The sequence below is a fragment of the Ideonella sp. BN130291 genome (assembly GCF_036231905.1).
Classification (GTDB): Bacteria; Pseudomonadota; Gammaproteobacteria; order Burkholderiales; family Burkholderiaceae_C; genus CAMLIZ01.
This window is the reverse complement of record NZ_JAZARE010000009.1, coordinates 82,576-100,114: the sequence shown is the minus strand read 5'-3', so window position 1 is coordinate 100,114 and position 17,539 is coordinate 82,576. Positions and strand designations below refer to the sequence as shown.

The window sequence follows — 17,539 nt, the reverse complement described above, 5'->3', positions numbered from 1 at the left end:
CTCAGCCAAGGCCGCGCCCCTTCACCTCCGCCAGGCGCTGCTCATCGGGCACGCTGCCATCGGTGAAATAGCCCGCGGCGATCTTGGCCTCGATCTCCACCCGCGCATCGGCGGGCACCAGCGCATCGGGGATCTTGATGCGCTCAAGCACCTCGATGCCGCTGCCGGTGATGGCGTCGTACTTCACGTTGCTCATGCTCACCAGGCGATGGATCTTGCGGATGCCCAGCCAGTGCAGCACGTCGGGCATCAGCTCCTGGAAGCGCATGTCCTGTACGCCGGCCACGCATTCGGTGCGCAGGAAGTACTTGTCGGCGCGGTCGCCGCCCTCCTGGCGCTTGCGCGCGTTGTAGACCAGGAACTTGGTGACCTCGCCGAGCGCGCGGCCTTCCTTGCGGCTGTAGGCCACGAGTCCCACACCGCCCTGCTGCGCGCCCTGGATGCACTCCTCGATCGCATGCGTGAGGTAGGGCCGGCAGGTGCAGATGTCGGAGCCGAACACGTCGGAGCCATTGCACTCGTCGTGCACCCGCGCGGTGAGCGTGACACTGGGGTCGCTCAGGTGGCGCGGGTTGCCGAAGATGTAGAGCGTCTGCCCGCCGATCGGCGGCAGGAACACTTCGAGGTCGCTGCGGGTCACCAGCTCGGGGTACATGCCGCCGGTCTCTTCAAAGAGCACCCGGCGCAATTCACCTTCGCTCACGCCGAAACGCCGCGCCACGCCGGGCAGCCACCACACCGGCTCGATCGCCACCTTGGTGACCACGGCCGAGCCGTTTTCCAGCAGCGCCCGGCCGTCGGGCAGCAGGCGCTGGAAGGCCATCGCATGGCGGATCTCCGGCAGGTCGATGTGGGCCTGGGTCACTGCGATCGTGGGCCGGATGTCGTAGCCGCGCTCGATGAAGCCGCGGAACACGTCGGCCACCGACGCGCCCCACGGGTCGATGGAGACGATGCGCTCGGCATCCGCCCATTGCGGATGCGGGCCGATCAGGTCGGTGGGCGCGGTGTTGGTCAGGTCCGCCTTGTGGCCCTTGGTCAGCGCGCCGGCCGCGATGGCGAGCGCACGGTAGACACCATAACTGCCGGAGTGGGTGCCGATCACATTGCGCTGCGCCCGGCTGGTGGTGGTGCCGACCACCGGCCCGCGCTCCAGCGGATCGGCCGCGCCCCAATGCAGGGGTGGCGCGCCGCTGCTGCCCTGGCCGGGGTGGCTGGTCAGGCGGATGTGGCGCGGCGCGGAGGACGGATCGGCGGTCATCGATGGACGCGTGATGCCTGTCGTCGGGGCAGCATATCGCGCAGCGCCGGGAAGTAAAGCCGCTTCGTGTGCTGCACCGCAGCGCCGAGCACCTACCATGCGCGGCCATGACCACCACGAGCTGCCCCGCCCTGTTGATCAGCGCGCCGGCATCAGGCCAAGGCAAGACCACCGCCACAGCCGCATTGGCGCGCTGGCACCGCCACCAGGGCCGGCGGGTGCGCGTCTTCAAAACCGGGCCCGATTTCATCGACCCGATGGTGCTGGAGCGCGCCTCTGGCGGGCCGGTGCACCAGCTGGACCTGTGGATGGGCGGCGAGCTGCATTGCCGCGAGCTGCTGTACCGCGCGGCCTGCGAGGCGGACCTGATCCTCGTCGAAGGGGTGATGGGCCTGCACGACGGCACACCCTCCAGCGCCGACTTGGCGCAGCGTTTCGGCCTGCCGGTGCTGGCCGTGATCGACGGCTCGGCGATGGCGCAGACCTTTGGCGCGCTGGCGCTGGGCCTGGCCACCTACCGTCCGGGGCTGCGCTTCGCCGGTGTGCTGGCCAACCAGGTGGGCAGCGAAGGCCATGCGCAGATGCTGCGCGAGAGCCTGCCCGAAGGCATGGCCTGGTTCGGCGCGTTACCGCGTGACGAAGCGTTCAGCCTGCCTTCACGCCACCTCGGCCTGGTGCAGGCGCAGGAGATCGCGGACATGGACGAGCGCATCAACCGCGCGGCCGATGCGCTGGGGCGCAGTGCTTCCGCGTTGCCACCTGCCGTCGAATTCGCCGCGGTGGAGGCGCGCCCGCTGCCACCCTTGCTCGCCGGCGTGCGCATCGCCGTCGCCCGCGACGCCGCCTTTTCCTTCCTCTACCGCGCCAACCTCGACACCTTGGCCGCACTGGGCGCGCAGCTGCTGTTCTTTTCGCCGCTGGCGCACGAGCCGCTGCCGCAGGCCGAGGCCTTGTACCTGCCCGGTGGGTATCCCGAGCTGCACGGTGATCGGCTGGCCAGCCACCCCAGCCTGCGCGAGGCGGTGCACGCGCACCATGCGCAAGGCCGCCCGATCGTGGCGGAATGCGGCGGGCTGCTCGCCCTGCTGGAATCGCTCACCGGCATCGACGGCCACAGCCTGCCCATGCTGGGCCTGCTGCCCGGGCAGGCGCGGATGCAGGAGCGCCTGGTGAACATCGGCCTGCACAGCGCCCACCTGCCCGAAGGCACGCTGCGCGGCCACAGCTTCCACCATGCGCGGGTGGAGACGCCGCTGCAGCCGGCGGGGCTTACCGAAGGCCAGCGCCACCACGGCCATGGCGAAGCGGTGTACCGCGTGGGCCGGCTGCATGCGTCCTTCCTGCACCTGTACTTCCCGTCCAACCCGCAGGCGGTGGCTGAGCTCTTCAAGCCCTGAGCTGCAACCCGCTCAAGGCTTCCACTGGCGCAAAAAGGCCATCACCACCTTGGCCGAGTTGTCGGCCGCGATCTGGAAGAAGGTGCCAATCTCGTTCTCGCCCTCGCCGCCACCGGCCAGGTCCGACAGGCTGCGGAAGGCGATGTAGGGCACACGGTTGGCATAGGCCACCTGGGCCACGGCCGAGGTTTCCATGTCCAGCACGTTGGCGCGGAAGGTGGCAAAGGTGTACTCGCGGAACTTCGCGTTGTCCACGAAGGCCTGGCCCGACACGCCGGTGCCGCCGAACACCAGCTGGGGCGCATGCGACAGGCACTGCTGCGGCTTGCCGCATTGCTGCAGCTGCACGCCGCCCAGCTGGCGGGCGGCCGCCAGCATCTGCGGATCCGCCTCGAACCAGAAGCGGGTCTCCAGCGTGTCGCTGCGCGCGCTGCGCACGCCCACCGGGCGCGGATGGACCATGCCGAAGTTGGGCAGCGTCGCGTCCTTCATCCAGCCGGGCGGCTGGAACTGGCCGGGTTTCACCTCGCGGGCGAACACCGCCTCCAGGTAGGAGCCCCAACGCTCGGGCACGGTCACGTCGCCGATGTGCAGCCCCGGGTTCACGCCACCGGCGATGCCGCTGAAGACGATGTGGCTCACCTTGAAGCGGTCCAGCGCTAGCTGGGTGTTCATGGCGGCGTTGGTCATGCTGATGCCGGACAGGAACAGCACCACCGGCCGGCCCTCGAGTTCGCCGGTGATGAACTCCACCCCGTTGATGCGCTGCACCGCCGGCTGGCGAACCTGCGCGCGCAGCAGTGCCAGCTCGGGATCGAAGGCCGAGATCACCGCAATGCGCGGCGTGGCATCGGCGGCCGGCGCGGGCGCGCTGGCGCAGCCGGCCAGGCCGACGGCCAGCAGGCCGGCAGCGCACCAGGACACGAGGCGTGAGGACATGGACACACTCCTTGATGACGTTGTTGGAAGCTGCCGATGATGCCGCCGCGCCGCCGGCCGGCCCACAACAGGCCTGCAGGGTCGCACGCTTGGCCCCGCGGGCGCAGGCGCACTTTTACAATGCGGGGCTCCCCCAGGGCGCCGCCATGCAGAGCGCCCGCCCCTCCCTCTTGCACCTCCGCCGTATGAACCTCTCCGCCCTCACTGCCTTGTCGCCGCTGGACGGCCGTTATGCCGCCAAGGTGGCGCCGCTGCGCCCGCTGCTGTCGGAGTTCGGCCTGATGCACCGCCGCGTGCAGGTGGAAGTGGAATGGTTCATCGCCTTGTCCGATGCGGGCTTCGCGGAGTTCAAGCCGCTGACGGAAGCCTCGCGCGGGCTGCTGCGTTCGCTGGTGGTGCGCTTCGGTGAAGCCGATGCGCAGGCGATCAAGGAGATCGAGAAAACCACCAACCACGACGTGAAGGCGGTGGAGTACTGGCTCAAGTCCCGCTTCGACAGCAACCCGGAGCTCAAGGCGGCCGGCGAGTTCGTGCACTTCGCCTGCACCAGCGAGGACATCAACAACACCAGCCATGCGCTGATGCTGCAGCGTGCGCGGACCGACTTGCTGCTGCCCACGGTGGACCGCATCCTGGACACGCTCACCAAGATGGCGATCCAGTTCGCCGACGTGCCCATGCTCAGCCGCACCCATGGCCAGACCGCCAGCCCCACCACCGTGGGCAAGGAGGTGGCCAACGTGGTGGCGCGCCTGCAGGCCGCACGCGAGCGCATCGCCAGCGTGCAGCTGCTGGCCAAGATGAACGGCGCGGTGGGCAACTACAACGCCCACCTGGCCGCCTACCCTGATTTCGACTGGGAGGCCTTCAGCCGCCGCGTGGTGGAGGGCCAGCTGGGCCTGACCTTCAACCCCTACACGATCCAGATCGAACCGCACGACTACATGGCCGAGCTGTTCGACGCGGTCACGCGCACCAACACCATCCTGATCGACTGGTCGCGCGATGTGTGGGGCTACATCAGCCTGGGCTACTTCAAGCAGCGCACCAAGGCGAGCGAGATCGGCTCGTCCACCATGCCGCACAAGGTGAACCCGATCGACTTCGAAAACGCCGAGGGCAACTTCGGCCTGGCCAATGCGGTGCTCACCCACCTGAGCCAGAAGCTGCCGATCAGCCGCTGGCAGCGCGACCTGACCGACAGCACGGTGCTGCGCAACATGGGCGTGGCGCTGGGTTATGCGGTGCTGGGCTACGAGTCGCTGCTGCGCGGGTTGGACAAGCTGGAGTTGAACGAAGCCGTGCTGGCCGCCGACCTGGACAGCGCCTGGGAAGTGCTGGCCGAGCCCATCCAGACGGTGATGCGCCGCTACGGCCTGCCCAACCCCTACGAGCGCCTGAAGGAGCTCACCCGCGGCAAGGCGATCACCCGCGAGGCGATCGCCGCCTTCATCGACACGCTGGAGCTGCCCGACGCCGAGCGCGCCCGCCTGAAGGCGATGACGCCGGGCAACTACACCGGCCAGGCGGCCAGCCTGGCCAGGCGCATCGGCTGATCTTTCAGAAGAAACCGAGCGCGTTGGGCGAGTAGCTCACCAGCAGGTTCTTGGTCTGCTGGTAGTGGTCCAGCATGGCCTTGTGGTTCTCGCGCCCGATACCCGATTCCTTGTAGCCGCCGAAGGCCGCATGCGCCGGATAGGCGTGGTAGCAGTTGGTCCACACGCGGCCGGCCTGGATGGCGCGGCCCATGCGGTAGGCGCGGCTGCCGTCGCGGCTCCACACACCGGCGCCCAGGCCATAGGGCGTGTCGTTCGCGATCTGCAGCGCCTCGGCTTCGTCCTTGAAGGTGGCCACCGCCAACACCGGGCCGAAGATCTCCTCGCGGAACACGCGCATGCCGTTGTGGCCCTTGAAGAGCGTGGGCTGGATGTAGTAACCACCCGCCAGCTCGCCACCCAGCTGCGCGCGGTCGCCACCGATCAGCACCTTGGCGCCTTCCTGCTTGCCCACTTCCAGGTACGACAGGATCTTGTCCATCTGCATCGCCGAGGCCTGCGCGCCCATCATGGTGCCGCTGTCCAGCGGGCTGCCCTGCTTGATGGCGGCCACCCGCTTGAGCGCACGCTCGATGAACCGGTCGTAGATCGACTCCTGGATCAGCGCGCGTGACGGGCAGGTGCAGACCTCGCCCTGGTTGAAGGCAAACAGCACCAGGCCCTCGATCGCCTTGTCGAGGAAGGCATCGTCGGCTGCCATCACGTCGTCGAAGAAGATGTTGGGGCTCTTGCCGCCCAGCTCCAGCGTGGCCGGGATCAGGTTGGCGGCGGCCGCGGCAGCGATCACGCGGCCGGTGGCGGTGGAGCCGGTGAAGGCGACCTTGCCGATGCGCTTGCTGGTGGCCAGCGGCATGCCGGCTTCGCGGCCGTAACCGTTCACGATGTTGAGCACGCCCGGCGGCAGCAGGTCGGCGATCAGCTCGGTCAGCACCAGGATGCTCACCGGCGTGGACTCCGCGGGCTTGAGCACCACGCAGTTGCCCGCGCCCAGTGCCGGCGCCAGCTTCCAGGCCGCCATCAGGATGGGGAAGTTCCACGGGATGATCTGGCCCACCACGCCCAGCGGCTCATGGAAGTGATAGGCGATGGTGTGGGCGTCGATCTCGCTCAAGGCACCTTCCTGGGCGCGCACGCAGCCGGCGAAATAGCGGAAGTGGTCCACCGCCAGCGGGATGTCGGCATTCAGCGTCTCGCGGATCGGCTTGCCGTTGTCCACCGTGTCCGCATAGGCCAGCAGCTCCAGGTTCTGCTCGATGCGGTCGGCGATCTTCAGCAGCAGGTTGGCGCGCTCGGCCGCCGGCGTGGCGGCCCATTTGGCGGCGGCGGCATGGGCGGCGTCCAGCGCCAGCTCGATGTCCTCGGCGGTGGAGCGGGCGGCGCGGGTGTACACCTTGCCGCTGATCGGCGTGACCACGTCGAAGTACTCGCCCTTCACCGGCGCCATGAAGCGGCCGTTGATGAAGTTGTCGTACTGGCGCTTGAACTCGACCTTGGCGCCGGGGGTGTGCGGGCTGGCGTAAAGCATGGTGTGTCTCCGTCGATGGTGGTGGGGTGACCGCCGTTGAACCGGAGCCCGGTGGCAGCCGGGTGGGCGCCATCGCATGCGCCGTGCCAGGCGCGGCTTGCACCGGCCCGGGCTGATTTCGCGCAAGAAAGCGGTCAGCCGGCGCCCGCACACTGTGGCGTCGCGCCGAAGCAGCACAGCCCTGTGCCAAAACGGAACAGGACCCCTGCCGCAGGGCGCTCAACCGCTTGCCGCGGCAGCGCCACCTGCTAGCGTGGCGCGCACAAGACAAGGAGACGCGCATGACGGCCCTGGCCCTGGCCCCCCGCACGCCCCCGCAGCGCCTGCGCGAGGCGCGCCGCGAGTTGCTGGAGACCGGCGCATTGCGCCCCGGCCTGCTGGACCGGACGCTGCACGACAGTTGGCAGCGCTGCCGCGGGTTCGGCCTGGTGCCCGACGGCCGCACGCCCGGCGCGCCGCATGCGTCTGCCGCCCAGCTGGCGCGGGCACTGGAGCAGCGGCGCGGCCTGGTGTCGCAGGCGCGGCCGGTGATGGAATTCCTGTGGGACCAGATCCGCGACACCGAGAGCATCGTGGTGCTGGCCGACCCGCAGGGCATGGTGCTGCACGCCCTGGGCGACGGCGGCTTTTCCGACAAGGCGGCGCGCGTTGCGCTGCGGCCCGGCGCCAACTGGCATGAACAATGGCGCGGCACCAATGCGGTGGGCACGGCCCTCGTCACCGGCAGCGCGGTGGTGGTGCATGGCAGCGAGCACTACCTGGAGCGCAACGCCTTCCTCACCTGTGCGGCCGCGCCCATCCTCGATGCCACCGGCCAGCTGCTGGGCGTGCTGGACATCTCGGGCGACCGGCGCGGCTATCACCGCCACACCCTGGGGCTGGTGCGCTCGGCCGTGCGCATGATCGAGCACCAGGCCTTCGAAGCCCGCCATGGCGGCGGGCTGCTGCTGCGCCTGCATGCGCAGCCGGAGGGCCTCGGCACGGTGGCCGAAGGCCTGCTGGCGGTGGCGGAGGACGGCTGGATCGTGGGCGCGAACGACACCGCACTCGTCCTGCTCGGCCTGGGGCGCAGCGCGATCGGCGCGGTGACGGTGGAAAGCGCCCTGGCGCTGGACATGGCCACGCTGTGCAGCGCACCGGGCAAGTCGGGCCGCGTGCTGCGGCCCTTGCAGCGCGAGGGCGGCGGCGTGCTGTGGCTGCAGGTGGACCGAGGCCGCAACGGCGTCCACGGCCCCCGCGCGGCACCACCGCCTGCGCCCGCCGATGCCCTGGCGGCGCTGGACACCGGCGACGGCGCCATGCAGGCCGTGATCGCGCGCGCCCGGCGGGTGATCGACAAACCGATCGCCCTGCTGCTGCAAGGCGAATCCGGCGTCGGCAAGGAGCTGTTCGCACGCGCCTGCCACCGCAGCGGCAGCCGGCGCGACGCCGCGTTCGTGGCATTGAACTGCGCCGCACTGCCGGAGACTCTGATCGAGGCCGAGCTGTTCGGCTACCGCCCCGGTGCCTTCACCGGCGCCGGACGTGACGGCGCGCCCGGGCGCTTTCGCGAAGCGCATGGCGGCACGCTGTTCCTTGACGAGATCGGCGACATGCCGTTGGCCTTGCAGGCGCGGCTGCTGCGTGTGCTGCAGGAACGCGAGGTGGTGCCGCTGGGCGGCGGCAAGCCGGTGGCGGTGGACTTCCAGCTGATCTGCGCCACGCACCGGCGGCTGGCCGATGAAGTGCAGGCCGGCCGTTTCCGCGAGGACCTGTTCTACCGCATCAACGGCCTGGCCCTGCAGCTGCCGCCGCTGCGCGAACGCAGCGACCTGGGTGCGCTGGCCGCCGCCATGCTGCGCGAGCTGGCGCCCGAACGGCCGCTGCAGCTGGCACCCGGCGTGGCCGCCGCCTTTGCGCGCTACCGCTGGCCGGGCAACCTCCGCCAGCTGAGCACGGTGCTGCGCACCGCCTGCGCGCTGGCACTGGACGACGACACCCTGATCGACTGGGTGCACCTGCCCGACGACATCGCCGAGGCGCTGAGCGGGCCGCCCGCGCCCCGCGCCGCCATGCCGGGCGACCATGGCCTGCGGGAGCAGGCGCAGCGCTGCGTGCGGGAGACGGTCAGCGCCTGCCACGGCAACCTCTCCGAAGCCGCACGCCGGCTGGGCATCAGCCGCAATACGCTCTACCGCAAGCTGCGCGGCTGAGCGCCCCCCGGCTCCTAGGGCGCCAGCTCGAAGCGGTTGCGCCCGTTGTGTTTGGCCGCGTACAGCGCGGCATCGGCGCGGGCCAGCAGCTCCTCGATGCTTTCGTCGGAGCGGAAGGTGGCCACGCCAGCGGACAGCGTGACCGCGTGCCCGGGCAGGATGGCGCTCCAGTCCTTGCCCTCGGCGGCGGCGCGGATGCGCTCAACCGCAACCGCGGCCGCCTCCGCCGGCGTGGTGGAGGGCATCAGCATCACGAACTCCTCGCCGCCATAACGCGCAAAGCGGTCGGTGCTGCGCAGGCTGGCCTGCACCAGGGCGCAAAAGGCCTTGAGCACCGCGTCGCCGGCTGCATGGCCGAAGCGGTCGTTCACAGTCTTGAAGTGGTCCAGGTCGAAGATGGCCACCGAAAACACCTGCCGCGTGCGATGCGCTCGCTCGCGCTCTTCCACCAGCATCTGCATGAAGCGGCGCCGGTTGAAGGCGCCGGTGAGTTCGTCGTGCGTGGCCAGCTCGTTGATGCGCTCCAGCGACTGGGTGAGCTGCAGGTTCTTCTCCGACAGCTGCGCCCGCAGCTTGCTGAACTGGCTGCCGATGGTGGCCAGGCGGCGCACGGCCAGCACGAAGAACAGCCACAGCACGGCCATGTTGAAGTCGCTGGGCGCCACGCTCGCAAAACGCGCACGGCCCAGCCACAGCGCCACGGCAGTGCACACACCGAAGGCCACCCAGCTCCAGAAGAACTGGCGCGGCGTGAAGGACATCATCGCGAAGTTGAAGGTGACCAGCAGGGACGCGAGGAACACCACGGCCAGCTGCGGCGCGATCGACAGGAAGGCCAGGCTGATGAGCACGTTGGCGCCCAGCTGCGCATAGAGCAGCCACGCGTCCGGGACCCGGAGGTTCCAGTGCAGCGCGACCGCCAGCGTGAAGATCAGCGAGCTGCCCAGGCTCACCGCGGAAAACGCCACCATCACCGGCCACGACACCGCGCCCGACCAGGCGTAGAGGCCGAGGATCAGGGCCTGCAGCAGGGTGTTGACCACCGTCAGGGAGGTCATGCGCAGTCGATGACGCTGGAGCTTGGCGGTTCTCTCGTCCATGGGCCCGCAGAAGTGGCAGTGGATGCACGCCCGCAACGCATGGGGGCTAGGCACCGCCATGCCGGTGGCAAACCGGGTGCCATCACCGGCCTTCCTACAATTGCCCCATGCCCTTCCTCGACCAGCTCCGCGCTGCCCAGCGCCTGCACGACTCGATGCTGTGCGTCGGGCTCGATCCGGAACCCAGCCGCTTTCCGGGCGCATGGAAGGGCGACCCGGCCCGCATCTACGACTTCTGTGCCGCCATCGTGGAGGCCACCAAGGACCTGGTGTGCGCCTTCAAGCCGCAGATCGCGTACTTCGCCGCCCACCGGGCCGAAGACCAGCTGGAGCGCCTGATGGCGCTGATGAAGCGGGTGGCGCCCCACGTGCCGGTGATCCTGGACGCCAAGCGAGGCGACATCGGCAGCACCGCCGAGCAGTACGCCCGGGAGGCTTTCGAGCGCTACCAGGCCGATGCGGTGACCCTGTCACCCTTCATGGGTTTCGATTCGATCGAGCCCTACCTGCAATACGCGGGCAAGGGCGTGATCCTGCTGTGCCGCACCTCCAACCCCGGCGGCAGCGACCTGCAGGGGCAGGCGCTGGCCGATGGCAGCCTGCTGTACGAACACCTGGCGCGGCTGGCCGCCGGCCCATGGAACCGCAACGGCCAGATCGGCCTGGTGGTGGGTGCCACCTTCCCGCAGGAGATTGCGCGTGTGCGCGCGCTGGCGCCCACCTTGCCGCTGCTGATCCCCGGCGTGGGGGCACAAGGTGGCGACGCGCAGGCCACCGTGCAGGCGGGCTGGCGCCCGGACGGGCCGATCATCGTGAACTCCTCGCGCGCCGTGCTGTATGCATCCGGGCGTGAAGATTTCGCGGTGGCCGCGCGCCGGGTGGCACAAACCACGCGCCAGGCCTTGAATCAGGCCCGCCCGGCCTCCTGATGCGGCACGGGCAGCCGATATGAAAGATCAGCCCGACCCCGCGGTGCACACGGCGTTCTGACCGGAACGGCCGCCGCACCACGGAACCTCCTACCGCACCGTGGCCGCCCGACCTTCCGCCGCATCACCTGCCGCTTCGCAGGACCCGCACCAGCAGGTGCGCGACCTGGTGGCGCGTTATTTCTTCGGCACCGTGGCCGTGGTGTCCATCGGTGCCGCGGTCGTGTTCGGCGTGCTGACACCCGGCTTGAGCGCGCTGCAGCGCGCTGCCCTGTTGCTCGCCGACCTGCTGCTGCTCGGCGCCAGCCTCGCCGCGATGCGTGTGCCGGCGCAGCACCTGAACCGCGCGCTGATCGGTGTGGCCCTGCTCGCGCTGGCCATGCTGGTGTTGGCCAGCAGCATCCTGCAGTGGGGCATCAACAGCCCGTCGATGGGCTTTTTCGCGCTCATCACCTGCCTGGTGGGCGCACTGGCCGGGCGCCGCGCCGCCGCCGGCGTGGCGGGAGCCTGCGCCGCCGCGCTGGTGGGCCTGGCGCTGGCCGAACACGCCGGCTGGCTGGCCGGCGCCAGCGCGACGCTGCGCATGCCCGTCGGCGTGCGGCTGGTCGGCCAAGGTTTCGTGCTCGCGGCCGGCCTGGCCGTGGGCGTGCTGCTGTCGCGGGTGATGGCGCGCCATACGGCAGCGGGCGCCGAGCGCGAACAGCGTTTCCTCGGCCTGCTGTGGGTGGCCGCGGACAGCTACTGGGAGATGGACGCTCACTTCAACATCGTGGCCATGTGGGAGCAGCGCCCGGGCTCGCGCGGCTTCGTGCCGGTGCGCGGTGCCCTGGGGGTGCCGCCATGGGAGCTGCCGCACGTGCAGTTCGACGAGGAGGCGCTGGACGCGCACCGCGCCGACCTGGAGGCACGCCGGCCGTTCCGTGACCTGCATGTGCGCTGGATCAGCCGCGACGGCGAGCTGCGCCACATGCTGGTGAGCGGGGAGCCGCGCTTCGACGCACGCGGCCTGTTCAGCGGCTACTGGGGCGTGTCGCGCGACGCCACCCAGGAAGTGCGGGCCCATGACGCGCTGGCGGCCACCGAGCGGCGCTACCGCGAGCTGGTCAGCCGCATACCCACCCCGCTGGTGCTGCACCGCGAGGGCCGGGTGATCGACGCCAACCCCGCCGCCGCCGAGCTCTTCGGCTACGTCGACGTGGCGGCCATGCACGGCGTGGACATCCTGCGGCTGTACGAGGCCGGCGACGACCGGGACCACGCGCGCGAGCGCCTGCACCGCCTGGAAGCGATGCCGGTGGGCAGCGGCCTGCCCGCCAAGGAGTCGCGCCTGCTGACACCCGACGGCCGGCGCCTGGTGGTGCGCGCCACCGGCGTGCGCGTGCAGGCCGAGGGCGGCCCGGCGTGCCTGTCGATGTTCCTCGACGACACCGAGCGCAAGACCGCCGAGGAGGCGGTGCGGCGCTCCGAGGCCCTGCTGTCGCACCTGGTGGCCACCAGCCCCGACGTGATCACGCTGACCGACCTGCAAAGCGGGCGTTATGCGATGGTCAACGACACCTTCTGCCGCCTGACCGGTTATGCCGCAGCCGAGGTGATCGGCCGCACGTCCAGCGAGCTCAACGTGTGGACCCATCCGGAGGAGCGCACGCGCCTGGTGGCCTTGCTGCGCGACAGCGGCACGGCGCAGAACATGCCGGCCACCTTCAACCGCAAGGACGGCAGCAGCCTGTCGCTGCTGGTGTCGGCAGCGCGCTTCGACATGGACGGGCGCGACTACCTGGTGATCAACGCCCGCGACGTGACCGAATCGGAGCGCACGCGCAAGGAGCACGAGGCCATCCTGCAGAACGCCTCCATCGGCATCGCGTTCACGCGCGACCGCCGCTTCGTGCAGGCCAACGCGGCCTGCGAGCAGATGTTCGGCTGGCCGCGCGGCGGGCTCATCGGCCAGCCCGGCAGCGTGGTGTGGCCCAGCCTGACGGACTACGAAGCGCTGGGGCGGGAACTCGGCCCGGTGCTGGCAGCGGGGCAACAAGCGGAGGCCGAGCGCCTGATGTGCCGGCGCGATGGCAGCACCTTCCTGTGCCGCATCCTGGCCAAGGCGGTGGACCCGGCGCAGCCGCGCGTGGGCGGCACCATCTGGATCCTGGACGACGTGACCGAGCAGCGCCTGACCGACCAGGCGCTGGCCAAGGCGCGCGACGATGCCGAGGCCGCCAGCCGCGCCAAGAGCGCATTCCTCGCCAACACCAGCCATGAACTGCGCACGCCGCTCAATGGCCTGGTGGGCCTGACCCGGCTGGCGCGCCAGCCCGACATCGACGAGGCCCAGCGCCGCCATTACCTGGAGCAGATCAGCGACAGCGCCGAAACGCTGTCGGCCATCATCAACGACATCCTGGACCTGTCCAAGATCGAGGCCGGCAAGCTGCATGTGGAGACGCTGGCCTTCGACCTGCACGGCCTGGTGCAGACGCTGCAGCGTGGCTATGCGATGCTGGCCGACGCGCGTGGCCTGCAGTTCTCCGCCGAGATCGGCCGCGACGTGCCGCGCCATGTGATGGGCGACCCGGTGCGGGTGCGCCAGATCGTGGGCAACTACCTGAGCAATGCGCTGAAGTTCACCGCCCAGGGGTCGGTGCGGCTGGTGCTGCGCCCGGTGGCCAATGGCCGGGTGCGCTTCGAGGTCTACGACACCGGCCCGGGCATCGAGCCGGCCGTGCAGGAGCGCCTGTTCCAGCCTTTCACGCAGGCCGACCAGTCCACCACCCGCCGCTTCGGCGGCACCGGCCTGGGCCTGTCGATCTGCCAGGAGCTGGCCTCGCTGATGGGTGGCGAGGTGGGCGTGCACAGCGCGCTGGGCAGCGGCAGCTGCTTCTGGGCCGAGCTGCCCCTGCCCGCCACCGACGCCCACGAGGTGCGCTCGGGTTTCGGGCTGCTGGACACCACCGGCCCGCTGGCCGGGGCGCGGGTGCTGCTGGTGGAGGACAACCCGGTCAACATGATGATCGGCGTGGCACTGCTCGAACAATGGGGCGTGAAGGTGACGCAGGCCACGCAGGGCCGCGACGCGATCGCCGCGGTGGAGGCGGCGGTGGCCAATCGCCAGCCTTTCGAAGCGGTGCTGATGGACGTGCAGATGCCCGAGATGAGCGGGCATGAAGCCACTCGTCTGCTGCGCAAGCGGCATGACGCCCGCGAGCTGCCGATCATCGCCCTGACCGCGGCCGCGCTGGTGTCGGAACGCGATGAAGCGCTGGCCGCGGGGATGAACGACTTCCTCACCAAGCCGATCGATGCGCAGCGCCTGCGCAGGACCCTGCTCAGCGTGTTGGCGCGCAAGGGTGTCTCGATGTGAGCTGAGCAGGGCTCAGCACTACGCGCGACGGATGGGCGCGCGCCACGGGCGGCGGGTGGCCCACTGCGCTCATGTCCCCCGGCGCGGGCTGCGCCCGCACCTCCTCCTTTACTTCGCTACGTGGGCCACCCACCACCCGCAGCGATTCACCGCTCATGGTCCTCAACCGTCGAACAGCCACAGTGGTGGAGGAGCGGGACGGCGGGGCGTTCTGCGGAGCGAAGTAAAGGAGGAGGGCCGAAGGCCCGGGGGACATGAGCGCAGCAGAGCGCCCAGGCGGCCCGATCAGCGCTCAACTCAAAGCACGAACGGCAGCTCCCGCAACCGCTTGCCCGTCAGCACGAACAACGCGTTCCCTACCGCCGGGGCGATCGGCGGCGTGCCCGGCTCGCCCATCCCGCTCGGATGGCGCGTGCTTGGCACGATGTGGGTCTCGATGGCTGGGGCGTCCTTCAGGGTGACCAGCGGGTAGTCGGGGAAGTTCTTCTGCTTCACCACGCCGTCCACGATGTCGATGCGCTGATGCAGCGCCGCGCTCAGGCCGAAGATGACGCCGCTTTCCATTTGCTGCGCCACGATGTCGGGGTTGACCACCACGCCGCAGTCCACCGCGCACACCACGCGATGAACTCGCGGCTTGCCGCCTTCGAGCGACACCTCCGCCACCTGGGCCACGATGGTGTCGAAGCTTTCGTGCAGGGCGATGCCGCGGGCGCGGCCCGGGGGCAGCGGCGTGCGCCAGCCGGCCTGGTCCGCGGCCAGCTTGAGCACCGCCGCATGGCGCGGCATGTCCTTCAGCAGGCCGAGGCGGAAGGCATACGGGTCCTGGCCCGCGGCGGCGGCCAGCTCGTCGATGAAACTTTCGCCGAAGAAGGCGTTGTGGGAGTGCCCCACCGAACGCCAGAAGCCCACCGGCACGCCGTGCGTGGTGGCCACGTGGCCGATGCGCTGGTTGGGCACGCCATAGGGCTGGTCGAACAGGCCTTCGCTGGTGGTCTTGTCGGGCGCGTCCATCGGGCCGGACAAGGCGGGCAGGCCCCGTTCCAGCCAGCGCGGCGTGATGGCGTCGCCGGCACTGGTGATCGCCAGCGCCACCGGGTTGCCCTGGGCGTCCAGGCCGGCCTGCATCACCGCCACGCCGGCGGGGCGGTAGAAGTCGTGCGTCATGTCCTCTTCGCGCGACCACAGCAGCTGCACCGGGCGGCCGTTGGTGTCCATCGCGATGCGCACCGCCTGGCCGACGAAGTCCACGTCCAGCCGCCGGCCGAAGCCGCCGCCCAGGTAGGTGACGTGCACGGTCACGTCGTCCACCGGCACGCCCGCCACGCTGGCGGCCAGGTTGCGCGCCATGCCGGGCACCTGCGTGGGCGCCCACAGCTCCACCTTGCCGTCGGCCACCCGTGCCGTGCAGTTGATCGGCTCCATCGCCGCGTGGGCCAGGTAGGGCGCGCGGTACACCACCTCCAGCTTTTTTGCCGCGCCGGCGAGCGCCTGTGCGGCGTCGCCACGGCCATGGAAGCCAAAACCGCCGCCGTGCGCCGCCGCCTCGCGCGCGGACTTCTCCAGCGAAACGAGGATGGCCTGGCTGTCCAGCGCACCAGCGGGGCGCGCGGTACCCTCGGCCTGCATGGCCTGGGCCGCGCGGCGGGCATGCCAGCTGGTGCGTGCCACCACCGCCACCGCGGCGGTGGAGCCGGCATACGGCCCCAGCCGCACCACGCGTTCCACGCCCGGCTGCTGCAGCACGGCGTTGACGTCCACGGCGCCGATGCCGCCGCCGATGGCCGGGCTGTGGCGGATGGCCGCGAACAGCATCCCCGGCAGGCGCACGTCGATGCCGAAGCCGGCGCGGCCGCTGCTCTTGGCCACCACGTCGATGCGCGGCGCCGGCCGGCCGATCAGCTTCCAGGCCTTGGGGTCCTTGGGCTGCATGTTGCCCGGCGGCGTGGAGGCGGCCACCTTGGCGAGCTCGCCGTAGTGCGCCTTGGGGCCGGAGGGGTGGCTCACCACGCCCTCGGTGACCACCAGTTCATCGACCGGCAGGCGCCATTGCAAGGACGCCGCGCCCAGCAGCTGGCCGCGCGCGGTGGCCGCCGCCTGGCGCAGCGGCTCCCAGCCGTCGGCGATGCTGGAGGAGCCGCCGGTGGCGTTGATGCCGAGCTCGCGCGCCACCTTGCTGACGATCCAGCGGCCCGAGCGCACGGTGCTGCTTTCCTGGCCGGGCTGGCTGTCCACCGGATGGAAGGGCAGGCTGCCGACGAACATGGCCACGTTGCCGTAGATGGCGTCGTGGCCGGGCTCGACCAGCGTCACGCGGCCCAACGGCACGTCCAGCTCCTCGGCCACCAGCATGGCCAGCGCGGTGTGCACGCCCTGGCCCATCTCGCTGCGGTTCATGGCGAGCAGCACGCCACCATCGGGCGCAATCTTGATCCAGCCGTTCAGCGGCACGTCGCCGTCGACCGACGGCAGCAGCGCACCTTGCCCCAGGCGGCTGCGTGCCGGCATCACACCCCAGCCCACCAGCAACGCACCGCCGATGGCAGCGGCGCTCAGCAGAAAGCGCCGCCGGCTCACTTGCGCACCTCCGCCGGCATTGGCCTGCGTTCGGGGATCTGCTTCCTGCCATCCGCGCCGCGCAGTTCGGCCGCCGCCGTCTTGATGGCGGCACGCACGCGCGGATAGGTGCCGCAGCGGCACAGGTTGGTGATGGCCGCGTCGATGTCCGCATCGCTCGGATTGCGGTTCTTTTCCAGCAGCGCGGTCGCGGCCATCAGCATGCCGCTCTGGCAGTAGCCGCATTGCGGCACCTGGTGCACCACCCAGGCCTTCTGCAGCGCATGCGGCTGCTGCGGCGTGCCCAGGCTCTCGATGGTGCGCACCGCGCGGCCCTGCACCGCCGACAGCGGCGTGACGCAGGAGCGCACGGCCTGGCCATCGACCACCACCGTGCAGGCGCCACAGGCCGCCACGCCGCAGCCGAACTTGGTGCCGGTGAGGTGGAGCACATCGCGCAGCGCCCACAGCAGCGGCATGTCGGGCGCCACCGCCTCGTCAGGCAGCGCCTGGTCCTGTCCGTTGATCGTGAGCTTCATCGTGGTTCGCCTCGGTTGGGCGGGATTGCAACACACCGGCCCGGCGTGTCGTGGGCGGGCCTGCCTAGTGAACAAGAGCCGGCGTGACGTGGATCACCCGGCCAGGGATTGCAGGCCCTGCAGGTAGGCCTGGCCGCGCCGTTCGGCCACGAGGTCGAGCGCCAGCATCAGGCCCGCCTGCAGCAGC

General features: G+C 70.5%; 11 protein-coding genes. 5 read left to right on the top strand and 6 right to left on the bottom strand.

What is annotated here, in order from left to right:
- Position 1 precedes the first annotated feature (1 nt).
- Positions 2-1,261 (bottom strand): GTP cyclohydrolase II, encoded by a 1,260-nt coding sequence (locus VPH43_RS19505; RefSeq protein ID WP_328579418.1) that lies wholly within the window; start codon positions 1,259-1,261, stop codon positions 2-4.
- 107 nt (positions 1,262-1,368) lie between these two features.
- Here VPH43_RS19505 and VPH43_RS19500 point away from each other — a divergent pair, with 107 nt between their 5' ends.
- Entirely contained in the window at positions 1,369-2,658 is a 1,290-nt protein-coding gene (locus VPH43_RS19500; protein ID WP_328579417.1) for a cobyrinate a,c-diamide synthase, read from the top strand.
- Positions 2,659-2,670: 12 nt separating this feature from the next.
- Here the strand turns inward: VPH43_RS19500 and VPH43_RS19495 are convergent, their stop codons facing one another.
- The gene (locus tag VPH43_RS19495; protein ID WP_328579416.1) at positions 2,671-3,597 is read right to left on the bottom strand and encodes a 5'-methylthioadenosine/S-adenosylhomocysteine nucleosidase; all 927 of its coding nucleotides are present in this window, start codon (positions 3,595-3,597) and stop codon (positions 2,671-2,673) included.
- Positions 3,598-3,782: 185 nt separating this feature from the next.
- On the opposite strand from VPH43_RS19495, the gene purB reads away from it, so the two are divergent.
- A complete protein-coding gene (gene purB / locus VPH43_RS19490; protein WP_328579415.1) occupies positions 3,783-5,153 on the top strand; it encodes an adenylosuccinate lyase in 1,371 nt (456 codons plus the stop codon).
- A 4-nt stretch (positions 5,154-5,157) separates the two neighbouring features.
- Here purB and exaC read toward each other — a convergent pair whose 3' ends face one another.
- Positions 5,158-6,678 carry an acetaldehyde dehydrogenase ExaC gene (gene exaC / locus VPH43_RS19485; protein ID WP_328579414.1) on the bottom strand — a complete coding sequence of 507 codons (1,521 nt, stop codon included), beginning with the start codon at positions 6,676-6,678 and terminating at the stop codon, positions 5,158-5,160.
- Between the two features lie 281 nt (positions 6,679-6,959).
- Between exaC and VPH43_RS19480 the strand changes: the two genes are divergently transcribed.
- Positions 6,960-8,870: a sigma-54-dependent Fis family transcriptional regulator gene (locus VPH43_RS19480; RefSeq protein ID WP_328579413.1), complete on the top strand. Its 1,911-nt coding sequence runs from the start codon at positions 6,960-6,962 to the stop codon at positions 8,868-8,870.
- Between the two features lie 14 nt (positions 8,871-8,884).
- Here the strand turns inward: VPH43_RS19480 and VPH43_RS19475 are convergent, their stop codons facing one another.
- Entirely contained in the window at positions 8,885-9,928 is a 1,044-nt protein-coding gene (locus tag VPH43_RS19475; RefSeq protein WP_328579412.1) for a GGDEF domain-containing protein, read from the bottom strand.
- Between the two features lie 149 nt (positions 9,929-10,077).
- On the opposite strand from VPH43_RS19475, the gene pyrF reads away from it, so the two are divergent.
- Both pyrF and VPH43_RS19465 read left to right on the top strand, forming a co-directional pair.
- A complete protein-coding gene (pyrF, locus tag VPH43_RS19470) occupies positions 10,078-10,899 on the top strand; it encodes an orotidine-5'-phosphate decarboxylase (protein ID WP_328579411.1) in 822 nt (273 codons plus the stop codon).
- A gap of 100 nt (positions 10,900-10,999) precedes the next feature.
- Complete coding sequence (locus VPH43_RS19465) at positions 11,000-14,257, top strand: PAS domain S-box protein (RefSeq protein WP_328579410.1); 3,258 nt, start codon at positions 11,000-11,002, stop codon at positions 14,255-14,257.
- 297 nt (positions 14,258-14,554) lie between these two features.
- Here VPH43_RS19465 and VPH43_RS19460 read toward each other — a convergent pair whose 3' ends face one another.
- Both VPH43_RS19460 and VPH43_RS19455 read right to left on the bottom strand, forming a co-directional pair.
- Positions 14,555-16,834 (bottom strand): xanthine dehydrogenase family protein molybdopterin-binding subunit, encoded by a 2,280-nt coding sequence (locus VPH43_RS19460; RefSeq protein WP_328579409.1) that lies wholly within the window; start codon positions 16,832-16,834, stop codon positions 14,555-14,557.
- Positions 16,831-17,352, bottom strand: a complete 522-nt coding sequence (locus VPH43_RS19455; RefSeq protein ID WP_328579408.1) for a (2Fe-2S)-binding protein — start codon at positions 17,350-17,352, stop codon at positions 16,831-16,833. Before VPH43_RS19455 ends, VPH43_RS19460 begins: the two co-directional genes overlap by 4 nt.
- Positions 17,353-17,539 lie beyond the last annotated feature (187 nt).